25 protein-coding genes are annotated in these 21,870 nt (G+C 54.3%); 4 read left to right on the top strand and 21 right to left on the bottom strand.

The annotated features are described in order from the left end of the window. Both PKO02S_RS18695 and PKO02S_RS18690 read right to left on the bottom strand, forming a co-directional pair. A partial coding sequence (locus PKO02S_RS18695) for an RNA methyltransferase substrate-binding domain-containing protein (protein WP_281280441.1) occupies window positions 1–538 on the bottom strand: 538 nt, incomplete at its 3' end. A gap of 33 nt (window positions 539–571) precedes the next feature. After that, the gene (locus PKO02S_RS18690; protein ID WP_127585361.1) at window positions 572–1,348 is read right to left on the bottom strand and encodes a potassium channel family protein; all 777 of its coding nucleotides are present in this window, start codon (window positions 1,346–1,348) and stop codon (window positions 572–574) included. Window positions 1,349–1,416: 68 nt separating this feature from the next. Between PKO02S_RS18690 and sspI the strand changes: the two genes are divergently transcribed. Continuing rightward, a complete protein-coding gene (gene sspI, locus PKO02S_RS18685; RefSeq protein WP_246067118.1) occupies window positions 1,417–1,677 on the top strand; it encodes a small acid-soluble spore protein SspI in 261 nt (86 codons plus the stop codon). Window positions 1,678–1,813: 136 nt separating this feature from the next. After that, window positions 1,814–2,575 (top strand): type II toxin-antitoxin system prevent-host-death family antitoxin, encoded by a 762-nt coding sequence (locus tag PKO02S_RS18680; protein ID WP_127585360.1) that lies wholly within the window; start codon window positions 1,814–1,816, stop codon window positions 2,573–2,575. Window positions 2,576–2,644: 69 nt separating this feature from the next. On the opposite strand, the gene PKO02S_RS18675 is transcribed toward PKO02S_RS18680, so the two are convergent. Together PKO02S_RS18675 and zwf are read right to left on the bottom strand one after the other, a co-directional pair. Continuing rightward, window positions 2,645–4,234 carry a peptide chain release factor 3 gene (locus PKO02S_RS18675; RefSeq protein ID WP_174819928.1) on the bottom strand — a complete coding sequence of 530 codons (1,590 nt, stop codon included), beginning with the start codon at window positions 4,232–4,234 and terminating at the stop codon, window positions 2,645–2,647. 121 nt (window positions 4,235–4,355) lie between these two features. Further along, window positions 4,356–5,930: a glucose-6-phosphate dehydrogenase gene (zwf, locus tag PKO02S_RS18670; protein WP_246067117.1), complete on the bottom strand. Its 1,575-nt coding sequence runs from the start codon at window positions 5,928–5,930 to the stop codon at window positions 4,356–4,358. A 214-nt stretch (window positions 5,931–6,144) separates the two neighbouring features. On the opposite strand from zwf, the gene PKO02S_RS18665 reads away from it, so the two are divergent. Beyond that, window positions 6,145–6,567, top strand: a complete 423-nt coding sequence (locus tag PKO02S_RS18665) for a hypothetical protein (RefSeq protein ID WP_127585358.1) — start codon at window positions 6,145–6,147, stop codon at window positions 6,565–6,567. 75 nt (window positions 6,568–6,642) lie between these two features. On the opposite strand, the gene PKO02S_RS18660 is transcribed toward PKO02S_RS18665, so the two are convergent. The 8 genes from PKO02S_RS18660 to PKO02S_RS18625 form a co-directional block, all read right to left on the bottom strand. After that, window positions 6,643–7,086 (bottom strand): GNAT family N-acetyltransferase, encoded by a 444-nt coding sequence (locus PKO02S_RS18660; protein ID WP_127585357.1) that lies wholly within the window; start codon window positions 7,084–7,086, stop codon window positions 6,643–6,645. A gap of 283 nt (window positions 7,087–7,369) precedes the next feature. Next, the gene (locus PKO02S_RS18655) at window positions 7,370–8,014 is read right to left on the bottom strand and encodes a response regulator (RefSeq protein WP_127585356.1); all 645 of its coding nucleotides are present in this window, start codon (window positions 8,012–8,014) and stop codon (window positions 7,370–7,372) included. A gap of 7 nt (window positions 8,015–8,021) precedes the next feature. Continuing rightward, window positions 8,022–9,047 (bottom strand): sensor histidine kinase, encoded by a 1,026-nt coding sequence (locus PKO02S_RS18650; protein ID WP_127585363.1) that lies wholly within the window; start codon window positions 9,045–9,047, stop codon window positions 8,022–8,024. Between the two features lie 36 nt (window positions 9,048–9,083). Continuing rightward, window positions 9,084–9,731 (bottom strand): cell wall-active antibiotics response protein LiaF, encoded by a 648-nt coding sequence (gene liaF, locus PKO02S_RS18645; RefSeq protein ID WP_127585355.1) that lies wholly within the window; start codon window positions 9,729–9,731, stop codon window positions 9,084–9,086. Between the two features lie 149 nt (window positions 9,732–9,880). Beyond that, window positions 9,881–10,651, bottom strand: a complete 771-nt coding sequence (locus PKO02S_RS18640; RefSeq protein ID WP_127585354.1) for a PspA/IM30 family protein — start codon at window positions 10,649–10,651, stop codon at window positions 9,881–9,883. Window positions 10,652–10,654: 3 nt separating this feature from the next. Beyond that, entirely contained in the window at window positions 10,655–11,116 is a 462-nt protein-coding gene (locus PKO02S_RS18635) for a PspC domain-containing protein (protein WP_127585353.1), read from the bottom strand. Next, window positions 11,104–11,778, bottom strand: coding sequence for a PspA/IM30 family protein (locus tag PKO02S_RS18630; protein ID WP_127585352.1), 675 nt, complete (start codon window positions 11,776–11,778; stop codon window positions 11,104–11,106). The genes PKO02S_RS18635 and PKO02S_RS18630 overlap by 13 nt, the downstream gene beginning before the upstream one ends. A 42-nt stretch (window positions 11,779–11,820) precedes the next feature. Beyond that, the gene (locus PKO02S_RS18625) at window positions 11,821–12,120 is read right to left on the bottom strand and encodes a LiaF transmembrane domain-containing protein (RefSeq protein ID WP_127585351.1); all 300 of its coding nucleotides are present in this window, start codon (window positions 12,118–12,120) and stop codon (window positions 11,821–11,823) included. 182 nt (window positions 12,121–12,302) lie between these two features. On the opposite strand from PKO02S_RS18625, the gene PKO02S_RS32450 reads away from it, so the two are divergent. Then, on the top strand, window positions 12,303–12,473 hold the full coding sequence (locus tag PKO02S_RS32450) for a hypothetical protein (protein ID WP_164821540.1): 171 nt from the start codon (window positions 12,303–12,305) through the stop codon (window positions 12,471–12,473). 44 nt (window positions 12,474–12,517) lie between these two features. On the opposite strand, the gene PKO02S_RS18620 is transcribed toward PKO02S_RS32450, so the two are convergent. The 9 genes from PKO02S_RS18620 to PKO02S_RS18580 all read right to left on the bottom strand — a co-directional run bounded on the left by PKO02S_RS18620 (window position 12,518) and on the right by PKO02S_RS18580 (window position 21,839). Further along, a complete protein-coding gene (locus PKO02S_RS18620) occupies window positions 12,518–12,796 on the bottom strand; it encodes a YciI family protein (protein WP_127585350.1) in 279 nt (92 codons plus the stop codon). Window positions 12,797–12,834: 38 nt separating this feature from the next. Next, window positions 12,835–13,602, bottom strand: coding sequence for an SDR family NAD(P)-dependent oxidoreductase (locus PKO02S_RS18615; RefSeq protein WP_127585349.1), 768 nt, complete (start codon window positions 13,600–13,602; stop codon window positions 12,835–12,837). A gap of 16 nt (window positions 13,603–13,618) precedes the next feature. Beyond that, complete coding sequence (locus PKO02S_RS33675; protein ID WP_127585348.1) at window positions 13,619–14,629, bottom strand: zinc-dependent alcohol dehydrogenase; 1,011 nt, start codon at window positions 14,627–14,629, stop codon at window positions 13,619–13,621. A gap of 6 nt (window positions 14,630–14,635) precedes the next feature. Beyond that, entirely contained in the window at window positions 14,636–15,604 is a 969-nt protein-coding gene (locus PKO02S_RS18605) for a C-terminal binding protein (protein WP_127585347.1), read from the bottom strand. After that, window positions 15,605–17,071 carry a sulfatase family protein gene (locus PKO02S_RS18600; protein WP_164821539.1) on the bottom strand — a complete coding sequence of 489 codons (1,467 nt, stop codon included), beginning with the start codon at window positions 17,069–17,071 and terminating at the stop codon, window positions 15,605–15,607. 23 nt (window positions 17,072–17,094) lie between these two features. Further along, entirely contained in the window at window positions 17,095–18,294 is a 1,200-nt protein-coding gene (locus PKO02S_RS18595; RefSeq protein ID WP_127585345.1) for an MGH1-like glycoside hydrolase domain-containing protein, read from the bottom strand. 52 nt (window positions 18,295–18,346) lie between these two features. Further along, a complete protein-coding gene (locus PKO02S_RS18590) occupies window positions 18,347–19,666 on the bottom strand; it encodes a neutral/alkaline non-lysosomal ceramidase N-terminal domain-containing protein (RefSeq protein WP_127585344.1) in 1,320 nt (439 codons plus the stop codon). Between the two features lie 88 nt (window positions 19,667–19,754). After that, window positions 19,755–20,987, bottom strand: coding sequence for an acyltransferase domain-containing protein (locus tag PKO02S_RS18585; protein ID WP_127585343.1), 1,233 nt, complete (start codon window positions 20,985–20,987; stop codon window positions 19,755–19,757). Next, complete coding sequence (locus tag PKO02S_RS18580) at window positions 20,988–21,839, bottom strand: creatininase family protein (RefSeq protein WP_127585342.1); 852 nt, start codon at window positions 21,837–21,839, stop codon at window positions 20,988–20,990. Window positions 21,840–21,870 lie beyond the last annotated feature (31 nt).

Here is a 21,870-nt window from a genome sequence, read left to right as displayed (position 1 = left end):
ATACATCGGCTCCCGCTCTCGCACCAGCACCACCCTCGTGCCGCCAGTCTGCTCGCTTCTCGACTTCAACGCCGCCACCCGGGCCTACGCCATTTATGCTGGTTCCCGCGCCAGCAACACCATCGCGCCGTCCGCTTGCTCGCTCCTCGCCTTCCCCAGTGCCGCTCGTGCCTACGCCGTCGCCAGCATCCGCCCCAGCGCCGCCCCATAGCAGCTCCAGCCGCCAACGCGGCTTGCGCACGACCGCGAACACCGCCTGGGGCGTCTGCGCGTCCGTGCACTTGGCCAACACGGCCTCGCTCACGCTCACCCACTCCGCCGCCTCGCCGGCCGGGCTCGTCCGCAGCTCGCTCAGCTCGTCCGGGATGCCGCGCTCCGACGAGTACGCGACCGTCTCCACCTCGGCGCCGGAGCGCAAAGCCTCGAGCACGAGATGCGTGCCCTCCACCAGAAACTGCCCAAGCTGGTCCCGCCCCTTGCGCTCCAGCAAGCGGCTCCACGTTTTTACTTTAGCGTTTTGTAGCGATGCGATTTCCACCGAACCTGGCTCCTTCATACGTTCTTAAGTCCCTCACTCCGAAAACTGGCGCTCAAATTGCTGCAAATTATCGTTCCGTCCCACGACGACCAATATATCCTCCGGCTTGAGCCGATCGTCCGCATGCGGGGCAATGTTCATTTTGTCCCCCGTTTTGATCGCCATCACGTTGCAGCCGTATTGGGCCCGAATGTCGAGCTCCCGCAGGTTTTTGCCGATCAACCCGCTGGTGGCGCGAATCTCCACGATGGAATAGTCTTCGGACAGCTCGATATGATCCAGAATGTTGGGAGAAATCAAATTATGCGCCACCCTCACGCCCATATCGCGTTCCGGGTATATGATTTTATCCGCGCCGATCTTCTTCAGCACCTTCCCGTGCAGTTCATTCTGCGCCTTCACAATCAGGGTTGGGACACCCATGTCTTTCAAAATAAGCGTTGTCAGAATGCTGGACTGAATATCCTGGCCGATTGCCACGACGACGACATCGAAGTTCCGAACGCCGAGAGCACGCAACGCATCCTCGTCCGTCGAGTCCGCTTGAACCGCATGAGTGACCCAATTCACCACTTCATGCGTACGGGACTCGCTGGAGTCGATTGCCAGCACTTCATACCCGAGTCCGTGCAACGACTTGGCGACACTGGAGCCGAAACGCCCCATCCCGATAATGGCAAACTGCTTCGCTTTCATACGCCCGCCTCTCCTCCCGCAACCGTGCAGATCGTCTTTTCCCGTATTATACCACAAGTTCCCCGCATCCCCATCCTCCGTTCGCCATACATGTTTCCGCCTCAAATGCAGCATCCTATTCCAGTTGCCTTATGCTGGCACAGCATACAGCGCCTACAAGTCGACCCTGGAGGAAATACGGCATGATTCACCTGAATTTGAGACAAGCGATCGTGAATCGGGTGCACGGAAAATCGGCGGGCGAGCTGCAGGAGCTCCTTACCGATTCGCTGCATGGAGACGAGCTGGCTTTGCCGGGCTTGGGCGTTCTGTTCGAGATCATCTGGGAGCATACCCCGGAGGATGTGCAGGCCCAGCTAGCGCAAACGTTGAAGGAGCAGCTCGACTTGCGGGAACCGGTCAGCCCGCTTGAAGAGCACCCGTCGACCACTCCGCTTAACTGAACCTGAGAATCCTGTATGCAAAGCACCGTTTCCGATTGTAGCAGGGACGGTTTCTTTGGCATGTTTGACATCTTTTATTAAAATTTGTATAGTTAAAATATCTATTTTAGCTATTATAGCTAAGGGGGCTTTGTTTATGAAGATAAGCTCCACTGAATTGCAGAACAATTTCGGGAAGTATTTGATGCTTGCGGCTCATGAAGATATTATTGTGACACGAAACGGAACCGAGATCGCGAAATTGTCCGGTATTATAGATGAATCATCAGATTTCGTAACTGTGTCGAAGTCGAAGTCGAATAAGGTGATGGAACAGCCGGCGCCTTATAACGTCGAGGGGCGCAAGGCAACTTTTGAAGAGTATATGGAGCTGGTTGAACATTCTGAAGACCGATACGAGTACATTGATGGGGAAATTTATTTGCTGGCGTCGCCCAGAACAGCGCACCAGATCGCTCAGATTGAACTGACTGTAATCCTTTACAACTGGTTTCGGGGGAGCAAGTGTACTCCGCTTGTAGCACCTTACGACATTAAGCTCTATCGGTCTCCGGAGAGGAAGAACGTCGTTCAGCCGGATATAATGGTCATTTGTGACCTGGAGGAGCACCTGGACGAGAATGATTACTACCAGGGCATCCCATCACTGGTAGTTGAAATCATTTCAGAAAGCTCACGTCGAAAGGATCTAGTGAAAAAGCTCGATCTTTACATGTGCTGCGGTATTAAAGAATACTGGATTGTAAACCCGTTGAATAAAGAGATTACCGTCTATTTATTCGAAAATCAATCCATCAGCCAGAATGTTACCTATAAAAATAACGAAATCGCGCATTCTTTCTTGTTTTCAGGACTAGCTGTGGAGCTCGCTGCCATTTTTAAAGGTTCCACTCCATAACAACAAGAAAAACCTGACCGTGAATTGTTTCACTGGTCAGGTTTTTTTCAGTCTATTTTCCTTCCATCATTAAGGCGCCGTCTCCAAAAACTTGGCGCTCGGCATTTTCTCCATCGCGGTCCGCATCGCGTACTCATTCTCGAACAAGGCCACGTAGTTGTCCTTCTTGTCCTTCACCAGCTGCGAGTTGATGCGGAACTTCGTCGGATCGAGCTTGTCGTCCACAACCCAGCGGGCGAACTGGAACGGCATCCGATGCAGCAGGATGTCGACCCCGTACTCGCTCTTCATCCGATGCTCCATCACCTCGAATTGCAGCTGCCCGACCACGCCCAGAATCATCTCGTCGAAGCCGCTCGTTGTGTGGAACACCTGCACGGTGCCCTCCTCGGTCAGCTGGTCGATACCCTTCAAGAACTGCTTCTGCTTCAGCGCGTTTTTGATCGTCACCTTGCTGAACAGCTCGGGCGAGAACGTCGGCAGCTCGTCGAACACGATCTCCTTGCCGGTCGAGAGCGAATCGCCGATCCGGAAGATGCCCGGGTCGAACAGCCCGATAATGTCGCCGGGGAACGCCGTGTCGACGATGTCGCGGTCTTGCGCGAGGAACTGCTGCGGCTGCGCCAGCTTGATGTCCTTGCCCGCCCGCACATGCTTCACGCTCATGCCGCGCTCGAACTTGCCCGACACGATGCGGAAGAACGCGATCCGGTCGCGGTGCGCCGGGTTCATGTTCGCTTGAATCTTGAACACGTAACCGGTGAAACCGTCGTAAGTCGGCTCGATCTCGCCTTGGCTGCTCTTGCGAGAAGCCGGGGATGGAGCCAGCTGCAGGAAGTTCTCCAGGAACGTCTGCACCCCGAAGTTGTTGATCGCGCTGCCGAAGAATACCGGCGTCAGCTCGCCTCGCAGCACTTTCTCGTAGTCGTACTCGTCACCTGCCACGTCAAGCAGCATCAGCTCCTCCTGGAGCTGGTTGTACAGGTGCTCGCCCGCCATGTCGCGGATAATCTCATCCTCGTAGCCGCTTACCTTCTGCACGGTGATCTCCGAATGATCGTCGCCCTTGAACAGCTCGACCTGCGTCTTCACCCGATCGTACACGCCGCACAGCTGCTTGCCCGAGCCGATCGGCCAGTTCATCGGATAGGAGCGGATGCCTAGCACATTCTCCAGCTCCTCCAGCAGCTCGAACGGATTGCGCCCTTCGCGGTCCATCTTGTTGATGAATGTGAAAATCGGAATACCCCGTTTGCTGCACACTTGGAACAGCTTCTTCGTCTGTGCCTCGACCCCTTTGGCCGAGTCGATCAGCATCACCGCGCTGTCCGCGGCGGTCAAGGTCCGGTACGTGTCCTCGCTGAAATCTTGGTGACCCGGCGTATCGAGAATGTTGACGCGATGTCCGTTGTAGTCGAATTGCATCACGCTGGACGTAACCGAGATCCCGCGCTGCTTCTCGATCTCCATCCAGTCCGAAGTGGCGTGTTTGCTCGCCTTCCGTCCCTTGACCGTGCCTGCCAGCCGAATCGCGCCTCCGAACAGAAGCAGCTTCTCGGTCAAAGTCGTTTTCCCCGCATCGGGGTGAGAAATAATCGCGAACGTGCGCCGTTTCTCGATTTCTTGCAGCATATTGGCATCCAGTGCATTCGTGCTCATGTAAAAAAGTCCCTTCGCTTAGCGTAATCTTTACCTATTATATCCGTTTCAATGGGCAAATGTAAGGGAAACGCAGAAGAACAGGCTATCGCCTACTCATAGCCTGCTCCCATTCGCCCCGCTATTTTATTGGCGCAGCGTCTTTCACCGAAGACATCTCTACAACCTCGGCTTCGCGCTGACCGTTCACCGGCCACCAGCGATAGCCGTCCCGCTCCAGCAGCTGCTGTGCAGCCACCGGCCCCCAAGTGCCGGCCGGGTACATGTACAGCTCGTTCTCTTGCGACTTCCATGCCTGCTCGATCCGGTCGACGAACTTCCAGGCAAGCGCCACTTCATCCCAGCGGGTGAAGTACGTGTGGTCGCCGCGCGACGCGTCGTACAACAGCCGCTCATAAGCTTCCGGCGTATTGATGCCGACCTCGGCGCTTTGGCTGAAATCCATCGCGATCGGCACGATCGACCATTGCGAGCCGGGGCGCTTGGCGTTCATCTTCAAGTAGATGCCCTCGTTTGGACTGACTCGGAACACCAGCAGGTTCGGCTCCAGCTGCGTCTTCTGGGCGAAATATATATTGTCCGGCATGTTCTTGAACTCGACGACGACCTCGGTCGTCTTGGCCGGCAGCCGTTTGCCGGTCCGCACATAGAACGGAACGCCGGCCCAGCGGAAATTATCTACGTACACACGTGCGGCGAAATACGTCTCCGTATGCGAGTCGTCAGGCACCGCATCCTCGTCGCGATAGCCCGGTACCGACTTGCCCTTGTGCGTGCCGCTCGAATATTGGCCCCGCACGACGTTTTGCTGCACATCCTCATCCGACTTGTAGGCTCGGAGCGAACGCAGCACCTTGACCTTCTCGTCGCGAATATCTTCCGGATGCAATCGGCTCGGCGGCTCCATCGCCATCATCGTCACCATCTGCAGCATATGGTTCTGCCCCATGTCGCGAAGCGCGCCGGAATGGTCGTAATAGCCGCCTCTCTCCTCGACGCCGACCGTCTCGCTCAGCGTGATCTGGAGGTTGGCGATATATTTATTGTTCCACAGCGGCTCGAAGAAAGCGTTGGCGAACCGGACCACTTCGATATTCTGCACCATTTCCTTGCCCAGGTAATGGTCGATCCGGTACACTTCCTCCTCCCGGAACACCTGGCGGATCTGATCGTTCAGCTGCTGCGCGGAGGCCAAATCGTACCCGAACGGCTTCTCGATAACGAGACGGTTCCATCCTTGACGGGAATCGAGCAAACCGCCGGATTTCAAGTTGAACGAAACATTGCCGAATAGCTCCGGCGCCAACGCCAAATAGAACAGGCGATTCCCGTCTGTCTTGAACTGGTCGTCCAGCTGGTCCGCCAGATTGCGCAGCTTGACGAACTCGTCGACATGGTTGATGTCGAGCGACATGTAATGGAAGTGGCTAGCGAACGCCACCCAATTATCGTCGCCATCCGCCTTGTGGCGGGCGAACTCCTGGATCGAGTTGTACAGGTCCGTACGGAACTGCTCGTTCGTGCGGCCGCGACGGGCCAAGCCGACTACGGCGAAGTTCTCAGCGAGCTTGCCTTCCCGGTACATGCTGTACAGCGCCGGGAACAACTTGCGTCTAGCCAAGTCGCCTGTCGCTCCGAAAATAAAATAAACCGCGCCTTCGGAACGTTCCGGAGCGCCGATCGCATTTATGGTCACAGTCATCACTCTTCTATGTAAGATTGGACGGGTAAATGAGAAAGCAGCACCCCGCCATGGTTATGTATTGTAGTGTAGCATATTGATGCTGGACAATCCATATTATCCGTTCCCCGCAAAAAATGGGCGATCATCCCATAGGCCAACAACCACGCGCTAACGCCTCCAGTCGAATAGCCTATAAGCAGATTCCTAAGGAGGTGAGTCAATCCCCATGCAGCTGTATCACCCGATCAGCCATGAAGAATGTCAGCCGCTCCTCGGCATGCCGGTATGCGCCATTATGCAAGATGGCACCCGCCATTACGGCATCCTGAGCCGAGCCGAGAACGGCAAAGTCTACCTGAACGAAGAAGCCGCGAACGGAACCTCTCCCATCACGGCCTCCCCTGTGAAATCGAAGGGCAAAACTCAAGCAAAAACGAAATTGAAGGCGAAAGTGAAGGCGAAAGGAAAAGCTTCCCACGCGCAAACGCAAGCACTCTCCCCGGCAAAGGGCACCAAACCGACCGTATCCAACTTCGGCGTTCCGGAGGAAGAAGGCTTCGAGCGCGGCTTCGTACCGTTCTCCCCCTTCCGAAACCGCGTCGTCTTGGACTTGGCGACGATCGCTTTCCTGTTCCTGCTATTCCTCTAGCAGTCGTATGACGAGACGCAAACTGCCGATTCCCGGAGAGCTTCAAAGCTTTCGCGAGAATCGGCAATTTGGCTTTTATCGCAGCGGCTTCTCCAGCTCGTAGGTATCATACTGATCGATGTACTGTCTCGTCACATACCCTTTACGGACATAAAAGCGCTGCGCGCCTCGGTTGGCCTGGTCGACATACAGCACCGCCTTCGTGCATTTGTTCCGCCGCCCGAAGCTCTCCGCCGCTTCCATCAGCCGCGAGCCGAGTCCTCGGCCCTGTGCATGCCGATCCACCGCCAGCATATCGATGTTAAGCGTCTTCCCGCGAAGCAGACAGCAGACGAACCCAACCGGCTGGATTCCTTTGCGCAGCAGCACGAAGGTCGTTCCCTCGCTCAGCCGTTTGGACAACGTTTGCCGATCCACCGTAATGCCGGGCATCGTGCGCTCGGTATACGGAAGCAGCTCGTTTCTCACGATGCGCAGTATCGTCCGGTCATCCCGCTGCGCGATTCGTCTGGTGATCATAGCTCCTTCATCTCCCGCCTGTTCGGCACCGGCTCAAGGCAGATGTCTCTACTACTGTATGCGGAGGACGGGGGGGCCGTTTGTGCGGCAACACAAAAAAACGGCTGTTTGCCGTCTCCTCGCCCTGGATTGCTATAGGTTCGACGGGTTATTTCCGCCATTTCTTGCTCATCGCCCATGTGAAGGCTACTGTCAGCACGATGAAAACGATCAGTACCGTTGCTTGCATTCCGCTCATTCTGCTTGGTTCTCCTTTATTCCAACCTGACCCGACAGGAGGATGCTACTCGGCGAGTCCGTTCTTAAACGCGTAAATCGCCGCTTGGGTGCGGTCTTCGACTCCGAGCTTCGCCAGGATGTTCGTGACGTGGAACTTCACCGTCTTCACCCCGATATACAGCTCGTCCGCCACTTCCTGATTGGATTTGCCCTTGGCAATCAGGCGAAGCACTTCCATCTCGCGCTCCGTCAGCTCCTCGTGCGGAGCCGCCGCCTGCTTCGGCTGGCGGAAGCGGTTCATCATCTTCGCCGCAACCTGCGACTCGAGGATCGATTGCCCGCGCGCCGCCGCCCGAATCGCTTGGGCGATCTCGGACGCCCGCGATGTCTTCAGCAAGTAGCTGAACGCCCCCGCCTCGATGACCGGGTACATTTTCTCGTCGTCGAGGTAGCTCGTCAGCACGATCACTTTGCACTCCGGGTACAGCTGCAGCAGCTTCTTCGTCGTCTCGATCCCGTCCATGCCTTCCATGACGAGATCCATCAGCACGACGTCCGGCCGATACTCCTGCGCGAGCCGGATGCCTTCCATGCCGTTGCTCGCCTCGCCGACAACCTCGATCTGATCCTCCGTGCCCAGCACGGCCGCCAGGCCGATCCGCACCATCTCGTGATCGTCCACCAGCAGCACTTTAATCGGTTGCTCCATCGGTTTCTTACTCCCCTTCCTCTTCCGCCAATATCGGTACGCGTATCTCAATCCGGGTGCCTTTGCCCGGCGCGGTAATGAAGTGAATCGTGCCTCCAATCTCGTTGACCCGCTCCTTCATCGACTGGATGCCGTAGGAGGCGTGTTTGCCTTCGTCGAGCTCGAAGCCGACGCCGTTGTCGCGGATCGACAAGCGAATGCTGTCCGAAGGGCGAATCAGCTTGAGCTCCATCTGGGTCGCCTTGGAGTGGCGCAGCGTGTTCGACAGCGCCTCCTGGACAATCCGGAACAGATGATCCTCGATCCCCTTCGGCAGCCGGATACGCTCGTCCATGTCCCAGGCGATCGCGATCGGCACTTTGGCCTGCAGCTCCTGCAGCAGGTCCATGAGGCCCTGCGACAGCCGCTTGCCCTCCAAGTGGACGGGCCTTAGATGCAGCAAGAGCGCGCGCATCTCGGATTGGGCGACGGACGACATCTCCTCGATCAGCGCGATTTGGCGCTTCGCCTTCTCGAAATCCTTCTCTAGCGTCCGTCCGACCGCGGTGGCGGTCATCGAGATCGCGAACAGCTGCTGGCTGACCGCGTCATGGAGCTCGCGTGCGAGCCGCTGACGCTCTTCGACGACGGCGGAGACGCGGGCCTTCTCGGCCAGCTCCGCATTGTTCGTCGACAGCCGCTGCAGCGAGGATACCTGCTCCTCCCAGCGCGTGCCGATGCTGCGCAGCTGCTCGCCGAGGCGGCCGATCTCGTCGTAGCCGAGATACGGGATCGGGCGGCTCAAGTTGCCGCGCTCGAGATGCAGCATCGAGTCGCCTAGCTGCTCGAGCCGCCGCTTCGTGCGGCTGCCGGTCCAGAAGCCGTAGCCGCCTCCGATCACCACTACTGCACCCACAAGGATTAACATGAGCTTCGCCCCTTCGATCCAAGACGGAAAGGGGCGAACATAATCGTAATAGTAGAGCAGATAGACGACGGTGCCGAACAACGTGAGACTGAGAACAATCGACTCGCCCATACTGCGCCATATCATATTGGTCAGTTTCTTTTGCACCCGACGGTCCTCCGTCTACACGAGTTTTATATCAATATCCCCTACGAGATAGGAGACAATCAGTTTCACTTTCGTATCGCTGGCCTCGTAATTCGGCGATTGCCAGACGACCTTGTTCAAGACGCCGGTATCTTTCTCCCGCGCCGCTTCCACCCGCCCCATCAACACCGAGGCATGCACGCTGACCCCCAGATCCTCGGGGACGATAATGTCTACATCGCCGAGCACGCCTTGCACCAGCAGCGTCGTTTCCTTCTGCTCGGGCACCGCCAGCGACAAGTCGATGTACACTTCCCCGATCAAATTCCACAGGCTAGCGTTTTTCAGTTCCCATGATTCCTTGTTCCACTTGATGTTCTCGATGAGCGTATGCTTCTGGTAATACCCTTCTCCATTGTGAGCGCGTTTGGAGTTCATATAGAACCAGCCGAGCGAGATCAGAATGATCGACAGGATGAAGGCCATATGGCTGCTGAAAAACAACACCACGCCGATCCCCAGGATCACATAGCCGGATTTGTTGGGAGCGGTGCGGATTTTGTACAGCCCAAGCAGGACAAATATCAGGGCGGCCGTGGTATGAAAGCTGACATAATGCTCGATCAAAATAAATAGCCCCGCTGCAATCAGCACCAAAGCTGTGTTCCGATTCCGTTGGTCCATTGCCGCACCCCCCTTTCCAATTCGACTAATCACAGCGTTGGTCCCCTTATTAAGAAAGAGCCATAGGGACGACGTCGGCCGTCCTATGGCTGGCTTTCCTAAGAATATCATAACTCGGTCTTGCCTTCCAAGCTTTTACTTGGTCTTGCTTATTCGGCTGCAGCTGTCGCTGCCGGTGTCGCCGTCGGTGCTGTCGGTACTGGCGGCGCAACAGGTGCGATCGGAGCCGCCTTCCCTGCGCTAGCTCCGGAGATTTTCGCTTTCAGCGCTTGCAGCTGTTGATCTACGCGCTCTTGCTTCACCGCGTCTAACGCGGGGGCTGCAGGGGACAGCGTCGAAGGGGAAACCAGCGGCTTGCGGGAAATTTCAGCTTCCACCTCCAGCTGCATGATCTTCTCTTCCATGCGGTGGAATCCGCGGGATGCGCTGCCGCTCTCGATCGTGTTCGAGTAGCTCACTTGCGCCATCTGCTTCTTCGCCTTGGCCAATTGAGCGCGAGTGACCAGCTCGTTGCGCTTGTTGCGCATTTTGTAGAACTCGTCCTTCATCTCATGCAGCTGCTGGAGCAGCTCTTCCGCTTGAACTTTCGCTTGAGCGTGCATTTCGGTGTATTCGATCACCTTCTGATCGTGGTACAGCTTCTCTTCCAGCGCTTGGCGAGCGTTCGCCTCGTAGCCGCCTTTCAAGGCGTCCGCAGCCTTCTGCTCACGGTCGGCGCTCAGACGCACCGATTCGTTCACGCGCTCTTGCAGCTTGCGCTCATTGGCGATTTGGCGGGCTACCGTTACCTCGGCTTGCGCAATTTCCTCTTCCATGTCGCGAATGTATTGGTTCAGCATTACGATCGGGTCCTCTACCTTATCCAGCAGCTCATTTACCGACGCCTTCGTCATATCCTTGATCCGTTTAAATACTCCCATTGTTTACACTTCTCCCTTCTCATAGTTAGACAGTTTAGTTTTGAGTTCCTGAATTTCTTTCCACATGGCTTTTTTCTCGATATCGGACATTACTTCGTCGAGACGCGCTTTCTCGGTTGTCGCCGTCTGCGGATAAGCGGCTGCCGGCGGCATCGACTGTGCCGTAGCGTACGGCTGGTGCGGCATATGGGCATGCGGCTGGGCGTGCATGTGCGGCTGGTGCGCCGCCGAATATCCGTTCCATGGGCCGCTCATGAGCGGCGAGCCGAATGTAGGTTCCTTCGGGATGACCAAGGCTGCGATGAAGTACACTGCGATCATCGCTCCGCCGGTGAAGAACGTAGTAACGATGACGATGACTCGGAGCAAGGTCGCATCTACGCCCAGCATGTCCGCCAGACCGCCGCACAGGCCGAAGAGCTTCTTGTCTCGCTGAGAACGATACAGCTTCTTCATTTCAACCATCCTTCCTTCTCCAGCTTCTGTCTCAGCTGCAGCATCTCGCGTTCGATCGCTTGCTGCACGACCGCGCCGGACTGCATCAGTTCCTTGCCAAGGCCTCGCACATCTCGCAGCGAACGAGCTTCATGCTCCATGTTCGAGATGCGCTCTTCCAGCCGGGTAAATGTACCGCCGTTCACGCCGCCGCCCAAGCTGTTCATCCGGGCGTTCATTTGCTGCTGCAGGCGAACCGATTGGAGACGGGTCATGTAGTATTGGCGCTTGCTGAGCACTTCGTTGAAATCCAGCTTCAGCTGCTCAATCTTCTGCTCCAATTCGATGATCGACAATTTGCTTTCCTCATAGAGGGAGGCGTATCGATCGTATGTTTCTTCGTGTTGCAGTTTTTCCTGGAGCGCCATCTTGGCTACTTGCTCTTCGCCGGCCTTCAGGGCCAGCAGCGCTTGCTGCTCACGCTTCTCCTTCATTTGCTCCGCCGTCAGCACCTGGTGCCGGATCGACTGAGCGTGGACGAGCATTTGCTGGTACAGCCGCTCGCTTTCTTCAATTTGCTGCCGCTGCGCACTCAAGTATTGGTCGATCAGGCGAACCGGATCCTCCGATTGCTCGAGCCTCTCGTTCAGCGTCGCCACGGATATGTCTCTTACCCGCTTCATGATGCTCATGGAACTACCTCCTCTTTCACGATTCGTCTATATGGGATTGGGTTAGTAGGTGCCCGGACTACGCTTAAGCAAAGTGACGCCGTATCCGATCAAGCCCGCTGCAATCAGGATGGCGAACAGTCCGGAAAACTTTCCGAGCAGTGCCAGCAAGCCGATAATCAGGATCGCCCAGCCGAAAAACTTGCTGCCGTTGCGAATGCCGATGTACCCCAGTCCGATCATCGCGATCGGGAACAAGTAGCTCATCAGGTGACCCAGGCCGAACCCCATCTTTCCAAGAAGGATGAGCGCTCCGCACGCGATCAGGAACAGCGCCCAACCGGAGTTGCGATTGATTTTCATCTTCTCACCGCCTTTCGTTGTAGTGTGTTTCGTTCATGTCTTCATTTTAGGTCATCTGGCGTCAGGCTAAAACGGACCCTCGACGGTTTCTGAACTGGACCTTGGTCGAGTGGGCTCACCCACCTTCGGGTACCTGTGGAGACGGTCTGTAGGTGCTGAGGGGCGGTTGGAGGGCTTGTGGGATGGGATGGTGGTGTGGAGGGAACTATACGAAGACGAACAAGGTGGAGCTGACGATCAATACCGGTGCGGTCCCGCTAGCGTTTGCCCGGAATCGGGCCACCGCCTCGCAAACAAAGAAAGCCGCCGGGCCCGTTTCCACCCGACAGCTTCCCTTGGAGGTTCTTACTTAGATGCGGACTTCCGCACCGCCGAAGAGGGAATCCCAATTTCAGAATCATTCATACTCTCGCCCTTTTTCCACGATAAACCACTCGCGGATTTCACACGACCGTGCGCCGTGAATAACATAGGGATCTCGGGTTGCAAGCTCTTCGGCTTCCTCTATCGTCTCCGCCCGGTAAATAACCATTCCGCCCGATCCGTCAACAAACCGGCCTTTAGCAAATATTTGGCCCTTCTCCTCCAGAGCCACCATATACGCTAAATGATCAGGTCTAACTTGTTGATTGATCTCTTTATTAATGATTGGCAACGTAACGACAAAATGTTTCATATATTCAGAGGCTCCTTCTCCCAACAGTCACACTCTTCCTACAATTCGGCCAGCATACCTCCGTCAATGACCACACCGGAACCAATGATAAACTTGGCTTCATCACTTGCCAAAAAGCAAATAAGGTTAGCGATCTCTTCGGGTTTTCCGATTCGGCCCAGCGGTTGGGAGTCTTTCCATTCTTCGCTCAGATCCGCATTGAATAATCCTCCCAACTCCGCATATCGATTCAACATGCCGGTATCGGTGGCCCCCGGAAGGACTGCATTCACGCGGATCCCCTGCTTGGCATAATCGATGGCCATGCTTCGGGTCAGCGCCATCAATCCTCCCTTGGAGGCGGCGTAGGCAGCATAATTTCGTATCGTAGCCTGAGCATGTACGGAAGCGACATGGATGATCACGCCCCCACCTGCATCGATCATATGCGGAATCCCGTATTTTCCGAGCAGAAAGGCAGAAGTTAAATTGACATTGAGTGTCGAATGCCACTCCTCGACCGATAATTCCACAACTCCGCGTAAGGATTCTATGGCGGCACTATGGACGATTCCATCCAGCCGCCCGTAGGTATCTTTTGTTGTTTGGATCAACTTCAGAATATCGTCATGCTGCCCGACATCCGTCTTCACAAATACCCCTTGCCCCGCCAGACCTTCGATCTGCTCCAGGGTCTCTTCGGCATTCTTTTCCGACCGGTTCGCGATGACTACGCGAGCCCCTTCGCCAGCCAAACGGATTGCGGTTGCCCGCCCGATTCCGGTACCTCCACCGGTAACGATGAACACTTTTTTATGGAATCTCATCGCAGCGCATCCTTCTTTACGGATTTAGAATGATTTTGCTGAAATTGGTTTTCCCTTCCACTAAACTTTGAAAGGAAGCAGGGCCTTCCGTCAAGCTGCGGGCAGCCGTCCACGGTTCCATCCTGATATGACCGCCGGCCAACAACTGAACCGCTTGTTTGAAATCCGCATTGGTATACGAATAGGAACCGATGATGGATACCTCTTGCCGCACAAGGTGGCTCATCAGGATCGGAGTTTCCTCATGCCCCAAGCCGACCATAATGATTTTTCCACCGGAATGAATCGTTTGCAGAGCTTGTTGTCGAGTGGCCGTAACGCCGACACAATCAATGATCGTATCGATTCCTTGCGAAAAATAGTCATTCGCCCGGTTTCCTAATCGTTCCGGCTCAACAACCTCCGCCCCCAGCGCCCTGGCATGGAGCATACGCGACTCTTGCTTCTCGACGACCAGAACTCGATTGGCTCCCATTCTCTTCGCTACTTGTAATGTGAGCAGCCCGATGGCGCCGGCGCCAAATATAAGGACGTCTTCAAAAGGCTGCAGCCCTAGCTTGACGGCATGGATACAAACCGCAAGCGGCTCAGCCAAAGAAGCTAACGATGCGTTCATCTCCTTGGGAACGGAGTACAAATTGCTCATAGGTACAGCAACATACTCAGCAAAGGCACCGGACCGATGTATGCCGATCAACTCACGCCTGCGACAAAGATTATGTTTACCCTTCAAACAACGATCGCAGCTCCCGCAAGAGATCAGTGGGTTCACAACAACTTTATCCCCTACGGACCATTCTGAAGTTTGGACAGATTTTCCTATGATCTCAACGATTGTTCCGCAGAATTCATGTCCCATGATCAACGGAGGAATCCTCACGCTGCTATGACCCAAATACCCTTCCAATTCGCTCCCGCAAATGCCTACGGATTCCACTTGGATCAGGGCTTCGTTCGGGCCCGCCTTGGGTATCTCTTGTTCTTCGACGCTTATTTGCCGAGGTCCGTGATAAACCAGAGTTTTCATTGTTTCCTAGACCTCTACGCCATTCACGATATGCTTGGGACGCTCCCCGTTAAATAGTCGCTTTATCTCTAGTGCTGCATGTCGCTGCAATCGGTTTAGGGAACTTTCCGAATACCAGGCGCAATGGCTGGTTATGAAACAATTTTCAAATTGGAGAAGCGGGCTGCTCATCGGAATCGGTTGCTCTTCCAGTACATCCAACGCCGCACCCGCGATTTTGTTATGTTTCAACGCTTCCACTAAACTTTCGGTTTGGATTACTCCGCCCCTGGACGTGTTAACAAGGTAGGCGGTTGATTTCATTCGTTCAAAGGCTTCAGCATTAAATAGATGTTTGGTTTCCGTCGATAAGGGAAGATGAACCGAGATCATGTCGCTTCGTTCCAGGAAGGAATGCCAATCGACCTTCTCCGTATTCCACTCGTTGCATACGTTTTCCGGTACATAAGGATCGTAGGCGATCGTGTGGATTCCAAAGCTTTGGGCTCTCCTTGCCACATCTTTTCCGATATTGCCGAAGCCGGCTATTCCTAACGTTTTCCCTTGCAGCCCCATAATCGGTCGGCACGGAGTCGTTTGCCACACCCCATTGCGCACCTGGGAAACGATTTGCGGGATTTTCCGAACGCTCGATAGTAAGAGCGACATCGCATGATCGGCGACTTCCCCGGTCCCATAGTCGGGCACGTTGACAACCGGAATCTGTTTTTCTTTCGCCGCTTGAATATCAACGCTATCGACACCGACGCCATATCTTACGATGATTTTGCATCTCTGCAAGCTATCGACGACTTCTTTGGTTATCGGAGCTCTTTCGATTAGAATCGCATCCGCATGTCTGGTTAGTTCTATTACTTCATCCGGTGTTTTGCATTGTCCGGTTACAAATTCAAAGCCCATTGGGAGTAAAACCTCTTCTTCTTGATGCAAATCAGGGAAGCCATAGTCGGTCACCGCTACCTTGTACTTGGACATCTAGATCAACCTCTCCTTTGCGTTGACTATAGCCGGGCCATACTCTCCTGTGGTAACCGGAATATATTGCACGAAATTCATATCCTCGGCTTCGAATGCATGCTCCCACATCTTGCTGTACATTTCTTTCATAACGGCCTTCGATTCCGGACGGTCCGCAATATTGTGCATTTCATACGGATCGGATTCCAGGTCATATAGCTCGTCAAAATCGGTAGGATTATAGACGAACTTAAATTTCTTCGTCTTGACCATCCGGCTCGTATAGTATAATTCCGTGCCGTTACATTGGGCGTATATGCTGTCCCGCCAGTTATCCGGGGTTTCGTCGGACAGAAACGGAACCAGGCTGCGCCCGCTCGACCTGCCCAGCGGTTCCGCTCCAGTAAGTTCGATTAATGTAGGAGCTATATCCATGAGTGTCACAAATTGTTCGACGGCTCTCCCCGGATTTTTCACAAGCTGGGGAGAACTCATAATGAGAGGAACGCGATACCCTTCATCGAACATACTGATTCCTTTGCAGAATAAACCGTGTGCTCCCGCATGTTCTCCATGATCGGAAACGACGATAATCAGCGTATTATCCATCTGGCGGTTCCGCTCCAACGTAACCAGAACTTCTCCGAATAAATCGTCAATCAGCGTGCAGTAGCCCCAATAATGCGCAATGGATTCTTTCACTTCTTGTTCGCTTAATTGGCTGAACACCTTTCGCATGCGTCGATAGATTCGGGGTTTATCCTGCATATCGTCATAGTAATTGGGCGGCAGTTGGATAAGATCGGGATCATACATATTGGCGTACTTTTCAGGAATAACGAAAGGATCATGCGGACCGTTCGGACCGATATACATGCACCAGGGATCAACGCTATCTTGCAGCCTATCCAATTGCGATATGGCTTCATGCACACATTCATAGTCGTTTAACTCGGTGTAAGATTTGTCCGAAGTGCCATAAAGGGTGTAGCCTCCCCATCCGGGACGCAAGATCTCCCCGCGCTTTCGGCCTCTTTGGCCGCTTTCACAGTTCATTTCCCGGTACGCTTGTCTGCGTTTGCCCTGATCCAACTCCTGTTCCTTCAGGTACAATTCCGTCCACCCTCTGGATTGTGGAGTTTCCGTGGCCGAAACATGCCACTTCCCGGCATAATACATTTGATATCCACTCTCCGCCAATTTCTCGGAAAAGGTTTCGATCCCGGTGTTTAACTGGCTATGAATCGCCTGATCATTGGAGACGTTATTATAGATCCCATGCTGTGAAGGATAAAGACTTGTCATGAATGAAGCCCTTGCCGGACAGCAATGTGCCATTGGCGGATACGTGAATGGAAAACTGACGCCGTCTTCTTTGATTTTATCCATGTTCGGAGTTTGACAGGGGTGACCGGGGGATGTGACTTGGGCCTGCATTTGATCCGGCATAAAGATCAATAGGTTTGGACGCGTCTGGTTTTTCAATGGCTTTACCTCTCCTACTCTGTTTAGTTTACGGAAGCCCATAAATCGGTCATGGCGATCAAAGGGTTATGGCCCATATACTCGCGGCACGGCTGATTAAACTCTGTATAAGGTTTTCTTTGGAGTTCGGTCGGATGTCCTCCATGAGGATGATAGAACTCCCATAATGTCCCGGACTCAGAAAATTTCTCGGCTGTATGGTCCAAGGCGCGTTCCAGAATCACTTTGGCCGCATCGTTTCTCCCGTACAGGGTACACCCCCGTGCAACCCAATAGGTGATACTGTTCCAAGATGGCCCCCTCCACATGCGAAGTTCAAATGCCGGATCCTCCAGAGCGATGGTCGGAACCGGATGCTTGGTAAAAAACCGCTTTGGATTCAACAAATTTTCATCGATCACGCGATTCGCTTGCTCCAGGGTTGCCGCACCTACCATCATCGGCCACATGCCCTCAAAAGTAAGGCGGCGGCTCCCCGGATTACCGACCGACCAAATATCGTGGAATAGAGCCGTTTCTTCATCGAACAAAGCGCTGCGTATAAATTCCTTAAGCTGATCTGCCCTGATTTGCCATTTCTCGGACTCATCAGCCAAATCAAGAAGGCTCGCCCATTGGGCAGCGAAGACATGCATTTGATAAACATGCGCAGTCGCATCGACGCACGCATAGGGACCCGGTGTGATATGGTCATAACGAATTCCGTCATCGACACCGCTTTCCCATTCCTTTTTCCATAGATCGATATAATAATAACCTTCGTTTTCAGCCTTCCGTTTTGTTTCAAACCAACCGATTTGACGAACCAGGGCAAGATAAGCTGTTCTCAACAAATCGATATCTTCGTACAGGTCATGAAAATCCTGCACGGCCACCGGCCAATACGGAGGATGCCCCTTCACCATACTCCATTTCACCTCGCCGCCGCGGAACCAAATGCAGCCGGGGATCAATCCGTCGGAAGTCTGCAGGTTTAAGTAGTTTAAGATTTGGTTTTTGGCATGAACCGGCTGATAACGGAGCGTGTCCAAAGTCGCATGGGTTAGATCAATGTGACTGAATGCCGGACCGTAGCAATACCCCGTTCCGATTTCTTCCCATGGATATTGGAAGGGAGGCACCGGTTCCCGAGTGCACTTTTTATGAAGCTCTACCGCATATTCCAGCATCGATCTCCACTCGGGCTTGCCCATGTCATAGACTTGCTGTTTCAAACTTCGCATGAAAGTGTCTCCTTTATTGGTGATGCTTATTGACGAAAACGTAGGCGATCCGTCACGATTTCTCCTGTGGTCGGCCTGTGCACAGCTGGTTCAGAAGATCGAGCGAATGCTCCACGAGCAGTTCCCCGGCATCTTCCGCAACGTTACTGTTGCTTGTGATTCTGGGTTCATACCCTCCTTGCCGGTACGCTTCTCGCGTACAAATATAGGCGATGGCCGAACCGTTGGACAGTACGCTAATGGCGGTATAACGGAAGGGGGACCGTTCCTTGATCGCCAGACCGAATTCGACGAACGGTTCGCCCGGAAGTCCGACGACGGCCAGATCGCCCAGTCGAATCGTTTGCACTTCGAACTCCACCGTATCGACTTTGCTCGCTCCCGCTTCCACCAGCTCAAGGGCGAAGTTGTACTCGACAGATTCGCTTGATACCGTTTGCAGAATCTTTTGGGCGGCGGCCACTTCATCTCCAGTCGGCTTGCGGCAACCGACCGGAAACGATACCTTCCTGACATCCACAACGCATCGATCCGACGGGCGGATTTTCTCTCTTGTCTTCATGACCTCGCCGGCCAGGATACGACCCATCTTCTGATACAAATAGGACGGCTTCCGATAATCCGCTTCCAATCCGTTAATGAAATCGATCTGGTTCAGATTGCCGCACGCCCCTAAGAGGAACAGGCTGACTACATGCTCCCCATACGCATGCTTGAGCGTTCGGGAAATCTCGCCCGGAAAGTCAGCGCTGTAGTCTGTCCCCCCCACAACATCCGTATGGCAAGCAAAATTGGTTACGACTCCTATCGGTTGTCCTTGCACATCGTCGATTCGCACAACGGCGACCTGAGGATCTATCGGGCCTAACACATGATCGATCCCGGGATTCCGCAAGCCGGGATTCGTGCGAACCGTTCCATCTTTCATGCGGAACCTTCGGTTGAAAGAAATGTCGGCTTCATATCCGGCACCTACGCCGATTCTCGCTTCCACCCGGTTGCGATAGGCCATGATCCCTGCATCCGCCGCTTTAACCGCCAGCCATGACTGGTAAGATTCATCCGCTTTATAGAAGGTCGTCGTCATCACAGGGGGTCCTGTGTGTATATGCGTCGCGGTAACCATCACGTGTTCGCCGGGAATGCCGGTCCGTTCGCTAACCCGCTGACGGATCGCGTTTACGACCGGCCTGGTCACGGTAATAGCGTCCAGCGAGACGATAGCGGCAACCGACGCGCCGGATTCGATCACGAGCGCTTTTGCATACAACGGATCCCGAATGCCAGTCGATCTGCGGTCTTCAAAATATCCGGGCAGGCTCGCTCCGATCGGCGGCGTGATCTCCAATTCGCACATCCCGCACTTCATCATTCCGTTTCCTCCCCTTTATCTCTTGTCACCTGTGGATGCTTTTCCCGGATCATGAGGTACTGAACTTTTGTGCCCATGCCTGTCCCCGTTACTCCTCGATCCGCTGCAGGATATACCCTCCTGCGGAACGCATACTTCCGCCCGCAGCCATGTACCTCTTCAAATTTCGCTGCAGCAACGTGTTTTCAGGCAAGAGTCGGATTTCGCATGGATCGCAGTGAAATACGAATCGATACAAGCCCTCATCTGTCCCTAATACCGGAAATAGACTAAACCTCCGTTGGAATTGAACCAGGTTTGACGAATCATCCAACAGGAATTGCAGCTGCGGGTCCATTAACCAGGAGCTGCAAGTAAAGGCGTGAAATCGCTTCTCTGGATAATGCGCAGCAAAAAATGCAGCAGCTAGCGACAAGGACTCGCCGCACAGCTCATGCGTCAGCTTCCCTTCTCTCGGAATATGAACGCTAAGCACAGCATCGTCCGGTTCCAGAACAAGCCGCCACTCGATCTTGGGAATCGACACAGCCTCTCGTTCGACGCATCCTTCCCAGGTGACGGGATGCCCTTCAAGATGTTGAGCCGTTTGGCTAAAGCTCGCAACCCAGGAACGGGGTCCGTCGAATCGACCGTTCGTTCCGTCCACAAGTCCATCTTCCCTGTACGCGATTCCCGGTTCGGAGAAGGCGATCCGGCTGCCGTTATGTACATGTTCATAAACGCGTACATGCGGGCCCAGCGTGGTGATTTCGTATTCGAGCCGGCCAAGCTTGTATATCTCTCCGTGGAAATGATGGAGCAGCCAGTGCAAATAGAAGGTGCCGAATCCGTTCTGTCCCGTTCGTTCCTTGTACAGCTTCATGCAGGAGTCCACCGCCGACAGCGTATCGACAATCGCCGATTCCGGGATGTTCCTCCGTTCATAAATCTCAAGCAGCTGAGGGTAGCCGGATAACAGCACGACGACCGGAAACACGTTGGATCGGTTTCCTCCATTCGCGGCGGCTGCGTCAGTCGGTACCGGCCATATAGAAACCTTCTCCCCCCGAAAGTCAGGCCGACGGAAGAGGATGCAGTGCCAGAGCCAGAACAACCCGATCCGATCGTCGCTTTCCCGAATCCAGTCCATCGTATCGGCCACCATCCGCGCATGGTCTTCCGACAGCATGATCTGTTTCCTGATCTTTACAAGGTAATCGCTCGTTAAGAAGGGGATTACGCCAACAGGAAACGTATCTGCCGCATAGGAAACGTTTCGTTCCCATACCTCCGGGAATTCCTGACGGCCGACGACGTTCCTCAATTGCTGCAGCGTGATCATCTACGCCTCACCGCCAGCGAAAAATTCATGCTGCAGTCTTCCGGTTTCCTCGTCATCCTTAATAAGCTTGACAGCATGCGCCGCTCGCTCGGCAAGCAGGGTGATGAGTTCTTTTCCGATGTCCTCGCTTGAGCCCTGCGGATCCGCCGCGTAATTGTTGGGGTATTCCGCATACCAGTAGTTCCATGTGGATACGCCTGCTTCTTTAAGTTCGAGCAATCTCCCGCGATTGCGGAAATCCTGGTCGTGGATCCGTTCCATATGCACAAGATGCTTATTGACGCCAAGTACGAAGGAGGTCTCGATAAATCCCGCATGTCCGCCGGCATTTTCCGATGACGCGGTTTCCGTGACGATGCCGCGATCGATCTCATTCAACCTCGACAAACCGCCGCCCTTGTCTTCCCTCAGCTGTTTCAGCGCATCATCCGACATGGCCCGCATGCCGTAAACCACATAATCCTTTTTAGTTTGGAGCGTACTTTGAATATAGTACTGGACAAATGCCATGTTTCCGCCATGCGCGTTTAAGAGCAGGATTTTATGGAACCCGTTGCGGGCAATTTCCCGGCAAACCTCATCCAGCAGACGAAGCAGCAGCTCATGACTCAGGCAAACATTGCCGGGAATATGCTGCGCCCCTGCCAGCTGTCCGAAATAGAAGCCTGGGAAGACGACGGCCGGCTCAAGCTTGGCGGCTTCGACTGCAACGGTATGCGCTTGGAATAAATCGGTGCCGAGCGGCAGATGCGGGCCGTGTGATTCAAGCACACCCATCGGCACTATACAAACGCCCTTTACGCTTCGACAAGCCTGCGCCAAGTCCGGCGCGGTCAAATGCTCCCATTGCATATGCAAAACTCCTTATTGGTCGGATCCGGAT

The sequence above is a fragment of the Paenibacillus koleovorans NBRC 103111 genome (assembly GCF_004000845.1).
GTDB lineage: Bacteria > Bacillota > Bacilli > Paenibacillales > NBRC-103111 > Paenibacillus_AA > Paenibacillus_AA koleovorans.
Note: the sequence above shows the minus strand (reverse complement) of the source record. Positions and strands in the feature narration are given on the sequence as shown.